Source organism: Flintibacter sp. P01028 (assembly GCF_041925235.1).
In the GTDB taxonomy this organism is placed as follows: domain Bacteria; phylum Bacillota; class Clostridia; order Oscillospirales; family Oscillospiraceae; genus Lawsonibacter; species Lawsonibacter aceti.
In genome coordinates this window covers 223,682-239,504 of the sequence record NZ_JBHEVC010000001.1, presented here as the reverse complement: position 1 = coordinate 239,504, position 15,823 = coordinate 223,682, and the positions used below count along the sequence as shown (strand labels likewise).

Genomic DNA, 15,823 nt, shown 5'->3' with positions numbered 1-15,823 from the left:
AAATACCCCGTATTTCTCCTATTAGTGAGGGAGTAATATATTTTATCTGCAAATAGATTACTCCCGACACCAAAGAAAGGAGGAACTGCCCATGTCAAACAACCATCGTGAACTGACAGGCCGGGAGAAGCAGCGGATCAAAAAGCTGATCACTTCTCTCTGCGCCAACCACGACAAGGAATACGGCTGCCTGCCGCTGGACTGCGAATGCCCCATGTTTGGTATCTGCTATACCAACAGCGCACTGTGCAGCTATTTCCGAAAGTCTGTCCTGCCGGAAGATGCGGAGCTGGAAGCTGTATTCACCCGCACACCAACCACCAACTGCAAGCAATGCGGCAAACCGTTCCCCGTTGATGGGAAACGGGTGTACTGCTCGGAACGCTGTGCCGAAGAAGCACGCCGCCAGCAGACCGCAGCACGGGTGCGTAAGCATCGGGAGAAAAAACAACAGATGTAACCGTTTTGCCCTCGAAAAGCCTTGTGCCGCAAGGCTTTTTGGAGGGCATTTCTGTGTCGGTAAGGTGTTTATACTGCTTGCGCACTTTTAACCGCAAAAATGGTTACACAGCACCGGAACTAAAATTATTATACGAGAATTTTATGAATTTTTCAACATGGAGGTAAACTGCCTATGGTAAAAAACGAAAACCGAAACTTTTCTTATATGACCCGCCGTATTGGCGGCACCACCTACAAGGTGAAAGTGGTATTCAATGATACCGGACACGAAACGATGGAAGATAAAATTTTGCGCATTGTTCGCAATGAAGCGCTGGATAATGACGGAAAATGTGATATAATGGATGTACCACAAATGAGCCGACAGTCTGAAAGGAGCGCATCATGATGAGCGTGAAACAGACTGTGGGACAGGATCCCAATAAAATTACGGCATTGTACGAGAGACTTTCCCGTGACGATGACCAGATTGGCGATAGCAACAGCATTGTCAATCAGAAAAAATACCTCGAAAGCTATGCTGAGCAGAGAGGTTACACGAATATCAAGCACTACACCGATGACGGTTGGAGCGGCGGCAATTTCAATCGTCCCGCATGGAAGCAGTTGGAGGCAGATATTGAAGCCGGTAAGGTTGCCCATGTGATCGTAAAGGACATGAGCCGAATCGGCAGAGATTATTTGCAGACCGGCTTTTACACGGAGGTGTTCTTCCGTGAGCACGGCGTTCACTTTATTGCGATTGCCAACAGCGTGGACAGCGATGACCAGAACAGCAACGAGTTTGCGCCGTTCCTCAATATCATGAACGAGTGGTATCTTCGTGATCTGAGCCGCAAGCAGCGCACCGCTATCCGAGTAAAAGGCGAATCGGGCAAGCCTACTACCAACTGTGCCATCTACGGATACAAGAAAATGCCGGGTGATAAATACAGTTGGTATATTGACGAGGAAGCGGCAGAGGTTGTCCGCAGAATATTCCGTCTGACCATCGAGGGCAAAGGCCCGTATGACATTGCCCGTATCCTCTATGACGATAAGGTGGAAACACCCGCCGTTTACCTTGGCAAGCAGAAGAAAGGCGTTTGGAAAAGCAAAGAGGAATTTCCAAACCCGTATAACTGGAGCGGTTATATCGTCGGACAGATTCTTTCCAAGCCCGAATATATGGGGCATACGGTCAACTTCCGTTCTCACAAGCAGTCCTACAAGGACAAAAATCCCGTGATGAACCCCAAAGAGGAATGGCTGATCTTTGAGAATACTCATGAAGCCATCGTGGACAAGGAAACATGGGAGCTTGCACAGAAGCTGCGAAAAACACCGAGACGGCATGATACTCTGGGCGAAGCAAATCCGCTGACCGGACTTCTGTTCTGCGCCGATTGCGGAGCGAAGATGACTAACCATCGTTCCAGAGGCGGCACGGAGAATAATCCCTACCCCGCCGACTTTTACGATTGTTCCTCTTATACGCTGGCACATCAAAAACGCACCCATGCTTGCAGCGGCCACTATATCAGAACAAAGGCACTCAGAGAGTTAATTTTAGAAACCGTCCGCACAGCCAGCACCTTTGCCATCGCCAATCCGGGTGAATTTATGGAAAAGGTGCGTTCCGCTTCTCAAATCAGACAGGCGGAGGCGGCAAAGGAAACCAAGCGCAAGTTGAACAAAGACCGTAAGCGCATTGCCGAGCTTGATAACATTATCAAAAAGCTCTACGAATCATTTGCCGTCGGGCGAATCTCCGATGAACGCTTTGACAGCCTGCTTGCAGAATATGAAACGGATCAAAAAGCTCTTATCGCTTCTGCGACCGAAGCGGAGCAGCGTTTGTCCTGCTTTGAGGAAGATACTGACCGTGCGGCGCAGTTCCTTTCTCTGGCGAAGAAGTACACCGACTTTTCGGAGTTGACCACTCCGATGATAAATGAATTTATTGATAAAATCATCGTTCACTCCCCGGAAAAGATTGACGGGGATCGGGTGCAGGAAGTGGAGATTTATCTGAAATTCATCGGGCGCTTTGATCTGCCCGATCCGGAGCTGACCCCGGAGGAAGCCAAGCGGCAGGAGCAACTTCGCAGACACCGTATCAAGAGCCGTGAACGCTATCAGAAAATCAAGTCTGGCGAACACGCAGTTGGCAAACCGTTCAAGCTGACCTGTAAATGCTGCGGCGAAGAATTTGAATCCAAGCGTTCAAACACTTTGTTCTGCGGCCCGAACTGTCGAGCAAAGTTTTATCGGCAGGAAGCGGCAGAAAGCAGAAACCGGGAATGTGTTTGCGAGAACTGCGGCAGCACCTTTACCACAACAAGATCGGACACGAAATATTGTTCGGATGCTTGCAGAACGGCGGCTAACCGCAGGATGCAGAAAGAACGCAACACAGCAAAAAGAGCGGCAAAGGCCGAGTCGGTATTGCAGGAAATCCATCCCACCGAAGCACCGGAAAAGAAAACAGCATAATGAATGACGCTAAAGGCGGCTTGTGAGAAAAAAATCTCACAGGCCGCCTTTTTGCGTCCCCGCCATGATTGGCAGAAAGAATTTTTATATGACCGAAAACGAAAAGAAATTGTTACAGGCGAAGCACCGACTGGAGGAAGCCGAGATGCGAAATCGTGAGAAAGAACGCAAGGCACGGACACGGCGATTGATCCAGGAGGGTGCAATTTTGGAGAAGGCTTTGCCGCAGACAACGCAGATGACTTTGGAACAGTTGGAGGAATTTTTGTGCGAGGTATTCAAGGCAATACGATGATTTTTATGCGCTCCGGGCAACCGGGGCGCTTCTCTTTTATCCCGAAGGGCGCACTTACTCACCACCCCGAAGGGGCGGTGGTATTGCCTGCGGCAACCGTGCGCTCTGCGAGGCGGATGCGGCTCCTGCGGGAGCCTTATGGACAATGCCACATCACGGCGGTGCTGCTGTCATAGTCCACGCAGTCGGTGCACAGTGATTGCATCCCTTAATACCGTCGCTTCAACCGACGGTATTCCACCAACTGCCCGCACAAACCTGCCACTGGCAGCTTTGTCAGCGGTAATGACTATCAGCATTAGTGATAGTCATTTTCTCTTTGAAAAGAGAAACAGAAACTTTGCAAAAGGACGGTGAGAACGAATGGCGATCTACCACTTGGAAGCGAAAGTGGTCAGCAGAGGTACGGGACGCTCTGCGGTTGCCGCTTCCGCTTATCTGAGCTGTACCAATATTCTTAACGACTATGACGGGGTACGGCACGACTTTACACGAAAGAAAGGGCTTGTGTGGCAGGATGTGTTTCTGCCGGAGTTTGCGCCACCCGAATGGAAAGACCGAGGTGTACTTTGGAACGCCGTGGAGGAAAACGAAAAGACCAAGGACAGTCGCCTTGCCCGTGAGTTCGTTCCTGCTCTGCCCATTGAACTGACACCGGCACAATGGCAGGATCTTCTAACCGATTTCATCCAGAACAGTTTTGTTGCCGAAGGAATGTGCGCTGATGTGGCGATCCACGATCCGTACCCGCCCGGTCATAATCCTCACGCTCATATTATGCTGACGGTTCGCCCGTTGGATGAACAAGGAAACTGGCAGTACAAGACCGAGAAAGAATATCTCTGTATCAGAAACGGTGAGGAACGGGGCTTTACCGCCGCTGAGTTCAAGGCGGTACAGGCTGACGGATGGGAGAAACAATATCCTTACAAGGTCGGGCGCAAGAAAGTGTATATGCCGCCATCTGAAGCAGAGAAGCACGGATACGAACGAGCCAACAAGCACCCGAAAAGCACCAAGTTCGGCAGGCAGAATCCCATTGCCGAGCGTTGGAACAGTGAGGAACAGCTTATGGAATGGCGCAAGGCGTGGGCAGATGTGACCAACCGCTATTTGGAGCGATACGGACACGATGAGCGCATCGACCACCGCAGCCATGCAGATCGGGGCTTGACCGAGCAGCCCACCATTCACGAGGGTGTAGTTGCCCGTGCATTGGAGAAAAAGGGCATCATCTCTGAACGCTGTGAAATCAACCGTCAGATCAAGGCAGACAATGCTCTGCTGCGAGAGCTGAAAGCAACGGTTAAGAAGCTGATGCAGGCGGTGAAGAATACCGTTCCTGCCATAGCGGAGGCAATGGAAAAGATACGCAGCAGTATGCTGATTTTCAGTTATCAGCTCCGTCATATAGGTGTAGGCAAACACAACATGGGCAAGCGTGTCAAGGCAGTCAAGCCGGAGCTTGAACGCTATGCGGGATTGGTGCAGCAGATCAAGGAGAAATCCAAGGAACGGAAAGCTCTGCTTGCGGAGAAAAAGGAAACGCCGTTCTATCAGATACCCAAGCTGCATGACCTTACCCGCCGCATTACCGAGCTGACCGAGGAATTGGAGGAACTGAAAACCGAAAAGGAAATGGTGCTTCGCTCTTTGGACTGTGCCGACGATGCGGGCATTTCTGCGGTGAAGAAAGAAATCGCCACATTGGAGGGTGCGCTACAGAAGCTGTCTGAGCAGGAGGCGAAATATTCTGCCGAGCTTGATGAAGCCTTGAAGCAGTACGCCGAGCTGAAAGAGCAAGCCGCCGGTATGGATGCCGCCGAGCTGATGGACGCACGGCTTGCCGTTCGTGATGAAAAGGAACGATCTGCCGTTGATCGAGTAAAATCTGCCTACGGTGAGAAATACGATCCGATGATGATGCACGACAGCAAGCGTGATGTGGCAAATCTGCTCCATGAGGAAGCGGAGACACGGTCTGTTCGAGAGTTTTTGCGGCAGAAACAGAAAGCACAGCAGACACAGCAGCATAAGAAACCCAAACGCCACGAACAGGAACGGTAATGTGCCGTTCCTGTTCTTTTTACTTGTATTTTGATTGAATGGAGGGATAAACACTATGAATATTTACGGATATGTACGGGTATCCAGCACAGACCAGAACGAGGATCGCCAGATGGTCGCTCTGCGGGAAGTAGATGTACCCGAAAAGAATATTTTTATGGATAAGCAGTCTGGCAAGGACTTTGACCGTCCAAATTACAAAAAGCTGGTACGGAAACTGAAAGCCGGGGATCTGCTTTATATTCTCAGCATTGACCGCTTGGGGCGAAACTATGAAGAAATCCAGAAGCAATGGCGTGTACTGACCAAAGAAATCGGTATCGACATTTGCGTGCTGGATATGCCGCTGCTGGACACCCGCAACGGTAAAGACCTGATGGGAACTTTTATTGCAGACCTTGTACTGCAAATTCTGTCCTTTGTGGCACAAAGTGAGCGTGAGAATATCAAGAAGCGGCAAGCCGAAGGGATCGCTGCAGCGAAGGCAAAAGGCATCAAATTCGGCAGACCCGAAAAGGCTGTACCCGACGATTTTGGAAAAATCGTGAAAGCATGGGAGCAAAAGAAGCTGTCGCTGGCAGAGGTTTTGAAGCAATGCAATATGAGCGAAGCTACTTTTTACCGTAGATTGCGGGAATACAGACTACTGCAAGCCAAGAAAAAAGTGTGATTTAACGACTTGCGGCTATCAGAAGGTGTACCTTCTGATAGCCGCAAATTCGTATAAAAACCCTTATACATTATACTCGAAAAGTATGAATAAATCAAGAATTTCGCTGAAATTATTGAAAATTGTTCGATCTTCAATACAAATTATAACCTCTCTGTTTCACTATGTATTTTGGGGAGAGGTTTGTCAAAAGGTACACCTTTTGATTATTGTTACAGACTATTATGCACCGCCATATCAATATTTCTTGCTCTTCAAAAGGAGGATAAGGATGAACAAAATAGTTTTAATATTCGGAGTTTTATTTATCGTGATTGCCGGTTGCTTAATTGGAACCAGTTTATCCCATTTAGAGGATGAAGATGTCATTGTGATGGATGAAAATGCAGAAACAGTTGAAATGGAACAGCCGTCCAACACAGAATTTTCTGAGGTTTCTACAGATGCTGTGGAAACCTCGGAAGACGATGCGATGTTTGTTGCCGTTGATGCTTTAAAATCACCCAATAATGAGATTCAGCAGTATATTTCTTCACAGGTACAAATTGACGAGACGCATATTCGCATGACTGCTGATAAAATGGGAGAGGTATATCTCTCCGGAAAAGCAGAATCCGTATCTGCTTTTCGTTACGGAAGATTTTCTTTTTGTATCAATACTATGAAAGGCGTAGGATTGTTTCCTGCAATTTGGATGTTGCCATCCGATACCAATTCCGATTATCCGGAAGTAGATATTTATGAACTGATTGGGAATGAACCCAACATATTTTATGGAGTGCTACATTACATGGAGGAAAGTGAAAAATCAAGAGATTTTTTTAGACATACCTTTCCAGTTGATAAAATACCGGAAACATACCGTATTACATTTGAATGGACGCCGGAAGAAATGATCTGGTATCTGGAAGATGAAGTAGTCTATACGATTCGGGAGAATGTTCCAGATGAACCGATGTATTTTATTTTTAATCTTGCGGTAGGAGGAGATTGGCCGGGAAGTCCGGACGCTTATACTGAGTTCCCGGCGATGTTTGAGGTGAAAATTCTGGAGTTTGAGCCGCAGGAAATCTATTCGAGATAAGGAAAGAATGATACTATGCAGGTAAAAAGAACCGAGCAAAAATTTATATTAAACAGTCAGGAACGTGTTCTTGCACAAAAGAGCATTGGCGCAGTTATGCCGAAAGACCCCTACTGTGTTTCGGCGGACGGCTATGAGATCCGATCGCTTTATTTTGATACCTTTTCTGATCGAGCTTGCGCTGAAAAAGAAGAAGGCTTGCAAGAGCATGAAAAAATTCGGGCAAGGATTTACGGAACGAATGACCGTATCATAAAGTTGGAAAGCAAAAGGAAGAATGGAGAATTACAAACAAAAGACAGTATGTTGATCGATCGAAACACATTGGAAAATTTATGTGTCGGAAATTACAACGTCCTTTTGCAAAGTAATGATCCGCTGGCCATGTATTTTTACATAAAACTTTCTCAGGGGATGGCACCGAAAGTGATTATACAATACAAAAGAGTGTCCTACTGTGCTGCCGGTAATCATACGAGGATTACATTTGACACCGATATACGAGCCACTGAGAGCAATTTTGATTTGTTTCAAGAGAAACTGCTGACTTATCCAATTCTTTCGTCAGATCAGACGATTATGGAAGTAAAATATAATAACTTCCTTTTTGGATATATAAAAGAGGCGTTAGCCGGAGTAAAAAAATCCACCACATCTTTCAGTAAATATTCTAACGGAAGAATGTTTTATAAATACATGATATAGGGAGAGAGTAGAAATGAAGGAATTTATTATTGAAAATCTTTTGGCGGGAAGTACTGTGTCTTTTTTTGATGTTGCCATTAAGCTTTTTATGGCACTTTTGATTGGGGCTACTATCTATATTGCATACTATTTTACATCAAGCAAGGTTTCCTATAACAGTAACTTTAACCTTTCACTGGTTGCTATGGCGATCATCACTACAGCGATTATGGCAGTTATCACGAATAATATTGCTTTATCTTTGGGTATGGTTGGTGCGTTGTCAATCATTCGTTTTCGTACAGCTATCAAAGACCCACGTGATGCCATGTTCATCTTTTGGAGTATTATGGTTGGCATCTGCTGCGGAGTTGCACAGTATGTGATTGCGATTGCCAGCACGGTGGTTCTCTTTTTATTCTTTATTCTTGCAAAAGCTGTCAAAGAGGAAAGAAGATATATTTTAATTATTCGCTGTGAAGTTGATGCAATGGAATATGTGAAATCGGTTACCTACCGCTATTTCAAAAACAGCCGAATCTCAGTTCAAAATACAACCAGTGAATATGCAGAATTTATCTATGAATTGAAACAATTTGAAAAGACCAAAACAGATGATTTTCTCAAAGAATTGTATGCTTGCAAAAAAATTGAGTGTGCAAACTTTGTTTTACAGGAAGATAAAGCAAGTGTATAAGGGAGCGATTCTGTTATGAGAAGAAAATGGCTTATGCTTGGTGTGGTGCTTACTTTATGTGTGATAGTTGCGCTCCTGCCCCTTTATCCTAAAGTAGATACCTCTGTTGTTCATCAGCATCAAAGTTATCCAGCGGAAAATAAAGAAATCACCGGTTTTGATGAGAACGGTGTTCTGACTTCCCATCTGCCGCTGATTGTTTTAAAAGCGGGCGGCAATGTGATTCCGGGTGCAGATAGGCCTACCGATCAGGAATTATACTGTGAATTTGCTGTGATTGACAATAACAATCACTTAAACCGTTCAGACGATGCCCCAACCCAAACCGGCAGAATGGCGATTAACGTTCGTGGAAATTCTTCACGTTATTTTCCCAAAAAACAATATGCAATCCGAACGGTAGATGATGCCGGCATTCCGCAGGAAACAGCTTTTTTCGGTATGCCGGCAGAAACCACTTGGGTACTAAACGGAAGCTATATAGACTATTCCCAAATTCGCAACTACATGATGTATAATATTTCTTCTGAAATTATGGATTATGCACCTCAATGCCGACTTTGCGAGGTGTTTCTGACAAATGCAGACGGTGAGTTGGAATATCAGGGGCTGTATACCATGATAGAAAAACCAAAGGTTTCGAAAGAACGATTGGACTTGACACCCTACAATCCGAAATATACGGAAACCTCTTTTGTTGTGCAGATGAATAGACGGATTGATGATGCAAGGATCGATCATCTGAAACCGGATGATGTTGATGTGTATTCTGCCAATTTGGAATATCCTGATGTGGAAAAGATTACGGATTCCTCATTGCAATATATACAAAAAGAGATACTCCAATTTGAAAAAACACTTTACGATGCGGAGTATTCCGATAATTGGGAAAAGGTGAATCAACGCACCGATTTGGACAGCTTTGTAGATTATTATATTATCAATGAATTTTTTCAGAATTATGATGCCGGAACACGCTCCACCTATCTCTATAAAAATTTAGGCGGTAAATTTTCTATAGGACCGGTGTGGGACTTCGATGCTGCGTTTAATAACTATACGGGAATGAATTTTACTCCTGATCTGATAGAAACAGGTGCTACATTTTACTATTTTTATCTTACTCATAATCCTGAATTTGTGAAACGATGCTGTGAACGCTATAAGGAGCTTCGCAAGACGGTTTTATCGGAAGAATATCTGCTTAAATATATAGACGAGAGCAGTATGTACTTAGGCAGCGCAGTGATTAGAAATTGTGATAAATGGTATGATGGAGATTATTCTCTCTATTATGGTGATATAGAAAAGATGCAAACATTCGTTATAGAAAGAGGCAAATGGATGGATGAGCATTTTAAAGAATATATAGCGATTGTAAGGTAAGCGAAGATGAAGAACATGAAAAAAGGATTTACAATCAGCGTCATGACAGCTGTTTTGTGTATTATTTGTATATGCTTGATATTTCATTGTTTTGATGGAAATAAATGTGAAAAAAATAATATATTCAGAACCAATCAGAAAAAAATAGAAATTCTGCAAGATGGAAGCTGGACGGATTTTGAGATAAAAGGCGTCAATATCGGAACCGGTTATCCGGGAGTGTTTCCAAATGAATTCGGTATCAGTGAGGAAACCTATGCTCGATGGTTCAACCTGATCGGGGAAATGAATGCCAATACGATCCGGGTTTATAAAATACAATCGCCATGGTTTTATAAAGCCTTTGCCCAATATAATGAAACTCATGAAAATAAAATTTATCTCGTTCAAGGTGTAGATTTTAGTGAGGATTTGATGTTTTCGGAAGAAAATTTGCTGAATCCGAAGCAGAAAAACAAAGTCTTTCAAGAAACCAAAAAGACAGTTGATGCATTACATGGGGAAAATATAACGTTTGATACAGACACAGGAAAAATGTATTACTATAGTAATGATGTTTCCGACTATGTATTAGGATATGTTTTAGGCGTGGAATGGGACGAAATGTTTGTAGATTATGTATGTCGTTTTAATGAAGGGATTGCGCCTTATCAAGGAACCTATATATCCAGTAGGCAGGAGGCAAATGCCTTCGAGATTTTCTTCTCTCAGTGGGGAGATTATCTTTTAAAATATGAAGATGAAACTTACGGAACCCAGAAACTTCTCTCCTTTGCCAACTGGCCGGAAACAGATCCACTGGTAAATGAGGTATCCCCCAAACTATCGGTTGCATCAGTTACAGAAAATACAGAAGCCTTTATTGACCTTGAAAATCTACAACTTTCCGATAAGGTGGAGAGTGGGATGTTCGCTTCTTATAATGTCTATCCCTACTTTCCTGCCAGCCTTCAGTATGGAAAATATACGGAGTATATTGATGACGAAGGTAATCGAAATCCCTATCGGAAATATCTGATGGAGCTTGTTGATCATCATTCCTGTCCGGTTATTATCACCGAATACGGAGTTCCTGCTTCCAGAAGCCCAGCATATAAAGATGTGTGGAGAAATTTATCGCAGGGTGGAAATAACGAAACCGAACAAGGTATTGCCTTGCTGAAGATGTATGAGGATATTCAGAAAGCGGGTTGCGCTGGAGGGATGGTATTCACATGGCAGGACGAATGGTTTAAGCGTTCATGGAATGAAAAAAATTTGTCCGATCCGGATGGCAGAGCAAGCTGGAGTAATGCACAGAGTATAGAGCAGTTTTACGGATTGCTTGCATTTGAGCCGGGAGATGGCAAGGTTGAAAACTATCCGGATGGAAAAATTTCAGAATGGTCGAAAGAAGATGTTGTATTAGAAAATAATGATACGAAACTCAGTATGAAATCGGATGAAAAATATATTTATTTTATGGTGCAGGGGTTATCTGATATTAAAAGTGGCAATTCTATTAATCTTGCACTGGATGTTCTGCCAAACGCAGGAACAACCTATACAGAAAACTTAGACTTTGCCATCCCGGTGGATTTTTTGATTCAAATCAATGCAGAAAAAGGCAGTAAGCTATTGGTTCATGACGATTCGGATTTGGCTGTTTATTCGATTGCAGTCAAAAACAAAAGTGCGGCAGTTGACGAAATTTATAAAAAAGCTGAGGAATTAATGCTGCCGTTGAAAAATAATACCGATACATTTCATGTTGCTTCCAGAGCAAGTGGCAGTGTAAATAACTTCCTTTTGAATGAAAAGCCTCTTGAAAAGGTTGGGATGTTAAAGCATGGGAACGCTAATCCGAACAGTGAGAATTATGATTCCAACGCAGATTACTGCATCAACGGTGATATCGTAGAGGTTAGAATCCCGTGGGCGCTTCTGAATTTTTATGACCCTTCTAAATGTATGGTAATTGATGATTATCACAAAAACGATTTTAATATCAAGGGTTTGAAAATCGAGGAGATTTATGCGGCTGTCTACTATGACAATCAGGAAAGCGTGACTGATTTCGGTACATATAAATTAAAAGGCTGGAAAACCCCGCAGTTTCATGAACGGTTAAAGGAATCATACTATCTGCTTCAAAAAGCGTTTGGAGGTGACTGATATGGTGATTCATAATTTTTATATGGTTATATTGTATACTCTATGTGGATATAGTTTACTTTGTTTATGTGTTAAATTGCTTTTGGATAGGAACAGAGAAAAAAAGGCAGAGAAAAAGAAAAAAATAATTTGTGATTTTTTCCTTTTTCGTTCCAAAAAAGAACCTGCAGAAGCATCCCTCATTATGAGGTTAGCACAGGACGATTTCCTGTTCGCTTATATCTGTGAATGTTACATAAAACTCAGTTCGCAATATACATTGCATAAACAACAAAAAATGTCAAAATATATGCAGTCTCTTATGGAATATAAAATTGACTCTCTGGTAAAAGAGGATGTGCAGACACGATGTTTGATTTTGAAATACCTATGTCAAATGGGAATTCATTCGGATACAATTAACCAATTCATCTATAAGTGCAGTCAGCAATCTAAGCTGGAACAGGCATGGGTAAAAGCAATTGGCCTAAGCGAAAATAAAGTTTCCGAAGAAGTTCCTGTAAAGGCTGTGTGTAAGGTGGGATAAAAAGATGATGCTGATTTATATGATACGTGTTTTATTTGTCTTGTTTTTTGTATATACAGTAATCTATCTTTTCCAAATGGGAATCAGTCTCTGTATCTCGATTTATCGCCTTGAAAAATATAAGAAAAATAAAACGCTTAATCGAGAACTATTTCCCACCGCATTTGCCAAACGGATTCCGGTTAGCGTTATTATTCCCGCATACAACGAGGCGGCTTGTATAACAGAAACAATCGAAGCTTTATTTGAGGAAGATTATCCGAATCTGGAAATTATTGTAGTAGATGATGGCTCAAATGATAACATGGAATCTCTTGTAGTAAAGAGATTCGGACTGATAAAAGAACCTGTTTTGTCTGAATTTGAATTGAAGGCAAAACCGATTCTTCGTCAATATCGAAAAGTATTTGATGAAAAAACGCTTATTTTTATACATAAGGAAAACGGTGGAAAATCAGATGCGCTTAACTGCGGACTAAATATTTGTCATAGCCCATACTGCGTTATGCTGGACGCTGATACAAAAGTTCAACGAGGCTCCATCCGCATAATGATGAGTTGCTTTTTGATGAATCCCAAAACCATTGTTTGTGCAGGTGCTGTTGGCAGTGAAAATTTGAAAAATTATCCAAAACTTACTTTTTTGAAGAAAGCACTGGTTGTTTTCCAAATATTAGAATATTATCGGACATTTTATATGCAAAGAATAATGTTCGATCATATCAATGCGAATATTATTGTCTCCGGTGCGTTTGCCATGTTTGATACTGATTTAGTGAAACGGGTTGGTGGCTACCAAGTAAATACAATTGGAGAGGACATGGAACTGACCATGCGTCTCCATGCGTTTTGTGCTTCACAGGGAAAAGAATATCACATCGCATATGCTCCGGAAGCAAAGTGCATGACGCAGCTGCCGTTTACATATAAAGACTACTATCATCAAAGGCGGCGTTGGCATATCGGGCTGCTGCAAAGTATGAAATTTCATAAATATATGCTTGGAAATAAAAATTATGGATGGGCTGGAATCACATCCGGTACATTTTTCATTTTGTATGAACTTCTTGCACCGTTTTTGGAGATCATTGGGGTGGCTACCTTAATCGCAGCCAATTTACTGGATATTTTGAATCTTCAATTCACCATACAGGCAACTATCCTATATACGTTGATTGTTATATGGATACAGGCAATTCTTGTAAGTGCTGTTAATCGGTATAAAGTGGAACCGATTAACGGCAAACAGCGATGGATTTTGTTTCTGATTTCTATATTTGAGATAGTATTTTTTCATCCGCTCAATATTGTAATAAAAATAATAGCGACAGCTATGAACTATTGGCACAGAAAAAGCTGGGAACATATTCAGCGTATTGAAACGAACCGGTAAAGACTTTTTGATTCTTTATCACATCCGCTCAGAGATTTCGAAGATAAGCTAAATAAAATAGCTATAAAAAATCCATCAGATTTCATTTTTCCTATTAGGATGAAGGCTTATGGATTATTTTATTTTTGGAGAATTTATGAGCTGTTTCATCGATTTTATAGATATAAATTTGTTGGAGAAATACACCTTGACAAATCTCGTCTCAAAAGCTCTTTCTCGAGCGATATGCAACTGAAAATGGATTTGACAACACGCTGTTCTTGTCTGACGACGGATACTCCGGAACCAACTTCGACCGGCCCGCTTGGAAGAAAATCGTGGAGATGATCGAGGACGGTGAGGTGGAGGCCCTGATCGTCAAAGATCTCAGCCGGCTGGGACGGGAGTACCTGCAGGTGGGACAACTGACGGAACTCTACTTCCCGGAGAAGGGCGTCCGGTTCATCGCGGTCAACGACGGAGTGGATTCCCTGGTGGAGAGCAGCAACGACTTCAACCCCATCCGCAACTGGGCCAACGAGCTCCACGCCAAGGACACCAGCAAAAAGGTGCGGGCCATCAAGAAGATGCAGGCGGAGCGCGGGGAGCGTTCTGGCTCCAAACCACCCTACGGATACAAGAAGAAGGATAAGGACTCCAAGGAAATTGTGCCGGATGAGGCGACTGCCCCGGTGGTATGTCGAATCTTCGAGCTGTGCGCCGCTGGGAAGGGGCCCAACCAGATCGCCAGAATCCTGACCAGGGAGCAGATCCTGAATCCGACCAACCAGTACTACCAGGCCACGGGGACGGCCTGCAACCACCTGGACACGACCCGCCCATATAGCTGGTGCGGCAAAACGGTGGCAAATATCCTGGAGAATATCGTCTATCTCGGACACACGCTCAGCATGAAACACACGACGCTCTCCTACAAAAACAAAAAGCAGATCCGCAGGCCGGAGAGCGAACAGATCCTGGTGAAGAACACCCACGCTCCGCTGATATCTCAAGAGCTGTGGGACATCGTGCGGGATGTGCGGGCACACAAGCGCCGCCCGCCCAAGCACATGGAGGAGCCGAATCTATTCTCCGGCCTGGTCTACTGCTCCGACTGCGGACAGTACCTGGTGCTCTGCCGGACGGAGAAGACACGGGAGGATCAGTACTACTTCCGGTGCTCCACCTACGGCAAGCGGGGGAAGGACGCCTGCACCCCCCACCAGATCCGGGAGGCCGACCTGAAACAGATCGTGCTGGACGATCTGCGCAGGGTGACCCACTTCGCCCGGATGAAGGAGCGGCAGTTCGCGGAGTACATCAACCAGAAAAACACCTTGGAGCTGCGGCGGGAGATCAACCGTTTGCAGAAGGAATTGGATGCCATGTGCCGCAGGAACGGAGAACTGAGCGCCCTGTTCAAGCGGCTCTATGAGGACAACGTGCTGGGGCGTGTGACCAACGAGCAGTTCCGGATGCTCTCCACCGACTATAATGCGGAGCAGAAAGAATTGGAGTCGGCCATCCCCGCAAAGGAGGGACAGTTGGAACGGCTGAAAGCCTCGGTCGCCAATGTGGACGCCTTCATCGAGAAGGCCAAGCAGCACACCGCCATCGATGAACTGACGCCCCAGCTGCTGCGGCTGTTCATCCAGCGCATTGAGATCGGGGAGCGGTCGAAGAAACACTCCCGTTCCGCCGGTCAGAGCATTCGGATCGTTTACCGGGACATCGGTGCGCTGGACACGCCTATGCGGGAGGGCGACCACGCACCGCACATGGCGAAACAGATCACAGAGAAAGAAGAAATCATGCGGTTGCTGGCATGAAAACACAGAGGCGGACGGCTTCCGCCGTCCGCCTCTGTGCCCGACAATTCACCCGGTTCAGAAAATGTACCTATGGGAACTATCAGTATTGGGGTGGCTATTTTTATAAGAACCGTAGAGCC

Annotated in this window: 14 protein-coding genes; all 14 read left to right on the top strand. The window is 44.5% G+C overall.

The features are described 5' to 3' along the window. Positions 1 to 91: 91 nt before the first annotated feature. The 14 genes from ACEVJK_RS01230 to ACEVJK_RS01165 all read left to right on the top strand — a co-directional run bounded on the left by ACEVJK_RS01230 (position 92) and on the right by ACEVJK_RS01165 (position 15,701). Positions 92 to 460 (top strand): cysteine-rich VLP protein, encoded by a 369-nt coding sequence (locus ACEVJK_RS01230; RefSeq protein ID WP_374739816.1) that lies wholly within the window; start codon positions 92 to 94, stop codon positions 458 to 460. A gap of 174 nt (positions 461 to 634) precedes the next feature. Beyond that, entirely contained in the window at positions 635 to 850 is a 216-nt protein-coding gene (locus ACEVJK_RS01225; protein WP_374739815.1) for a transposon-encoded TnpW family protein, read from the top strand. After that, entirely contained in the window at positions 850 to 2,937 is a 2,088-nt protein-coding gene (locus ACEVJK_RS01220; RefSeq protein WP_374739814.1) for a DUF4368 domain-containing protein, read from the top strand. The genes ACEVJK_RS01225 and ACEVJK_RS01220 overlap by 1 nt, the downstream gene beginning before the upstream one ends. An 88-nt stretch (positions 2,938 to 3,025) precedes the next feature. Then, on the top strand, positions 3,026 to 3,232 hold the full coding sequence (locus ACEVJK_RS01215; protein ID WP_374739813.1) for a DUF3847 domain-containing protein: 207 nt from the start codon (positions 3,026 to 3,028) through the stop codon (positions 3,230 to 3,232). 363 nt (positions 3,233 to 3,595) lie between these two features. After that, a complete protein-coding gene (gene mobQ / locus ACEVJK_RS01210; RefSeq protein ID WP_257357904.1) occupies positions 3,596 to 5,299 on the top strand; it encodes a MobQ family relaxase in 1,704 nt (567 codons plus the stop codon). 55 nt (positions 5,300 to 5,354) lie between these two features. After that, a complete protein-coding gene (locus ACEVJK_RS01205; RefSeq protein WP_257357902.1) occupies positions 5,355 to 5,969 on the top strand; it encodes a recombinase family protein in 615 nt (204 codons plus the stop codon). Between the two features lie 271 nt (positions 5,970 to 6,240). Continuing rightward, positions 6,241 to 7,053 carry a glycoside hydrolase family 16 protein gene (locus tag ACEVJK_RS01200; protein ID WP_257357901.1) on the top strand — a complete coding sequence of 271 codons (813 nt, stop codon included), beginning with the start codon at positions 6,241 to 6,243 and terminating at the stop codon, positions 7,051 to 7,053. A 15-nt stretch (positions 7,054 to 7,068) separates the two neighbouring features. Further along, a complete protein-coding gene (locus ACEVJK_RS01195; RefSeq protein ID WP_216402206.1) occupies positions 7,069 to 7,758 on the top strand; it encodes a polyphosphate polymerase domain-containing protein in 690 nt (229 codons plus the stop codon). A 13-nt stretch (positions 7,759 to 7,771) separates the two neighbouring features. Continuing rightward, positions 7,772 to 8,434, top strand: a complete 663-nt coding sequence (locus ACEVJK_RS01190) for a DUF4956 domain-containing protein (RefSeq protein WP_283230625.1) — start codon at positions 7,772 to 7,774, stop codon at positions 8,432 to 8,434. Between the two features lie 15 nt (positions 8,435 to 8,449). Next, positions 8,450 to 9,820: a CotH kinase family protein gene (locus tag ACEVJK_RS01185; RefSeq protein ID WP_283230624.1), complete on the top strand. Its 1,371-nt coding sequence runs from the start codon at positions 8,450 to 8,452 to the stop codon at positions 9,818 to 9,820. Positions 9,821 to 9,835: 15 nt separating this feature from the next. Further along, positions 9,836 to 11,974 carry a hypothetical protein gene (locus ACEVJK_RS01180; RefSeq protein WP_283230623.1) on the top strand — a complete coding sequence of 713 codons (2,139 nt, stop codon included), beginning with the start codon at positions 9,836 to 9,838 and terminating at the stop codon, positions 11,972 to 11,974. A 1-nt stretch (position 11,975) separates the two neighbouring features. Next, on the top strand, positions 11,976 to 12,500 hold the full coding sequence (locus ACEVJK_RS01175) for a hypothetical protein (RefSeq protein WP_216402210.1): 525 nt from the start codon (positions 11,976 to 11,978) through the stop codon (positions 12,498 to 12,500). A 4-nt stretch (positions 12,501 to 12,504) separates the two neighbouring features. Further along, a complete protein-coding gene (locus tag ACEVJK_RS01170) occupies positions 12,505 to 13,893 on the top strand; it encodes a glycosyltransferase (protein ID WP_216402211.1) in 1,389 nt (462 codons plus the stop codon). A 194-nt stretch (positions 13,894 to 14,087) separates the two neighbouring features. After that, positions 14,088 to 15,701, top strand: a complete 1,614-nt coding sequence (locus ACEVJK_RS01165; protein ID WP_374740034.1) for a DUF4368 domain-containing protein — start codon at positions 14,088 to 14,090, stop codon at positions 15,699 to 15,701. The last annotated feature ends 122 nt before the right edge of the window (positions 15,702 to 15,823 follow it).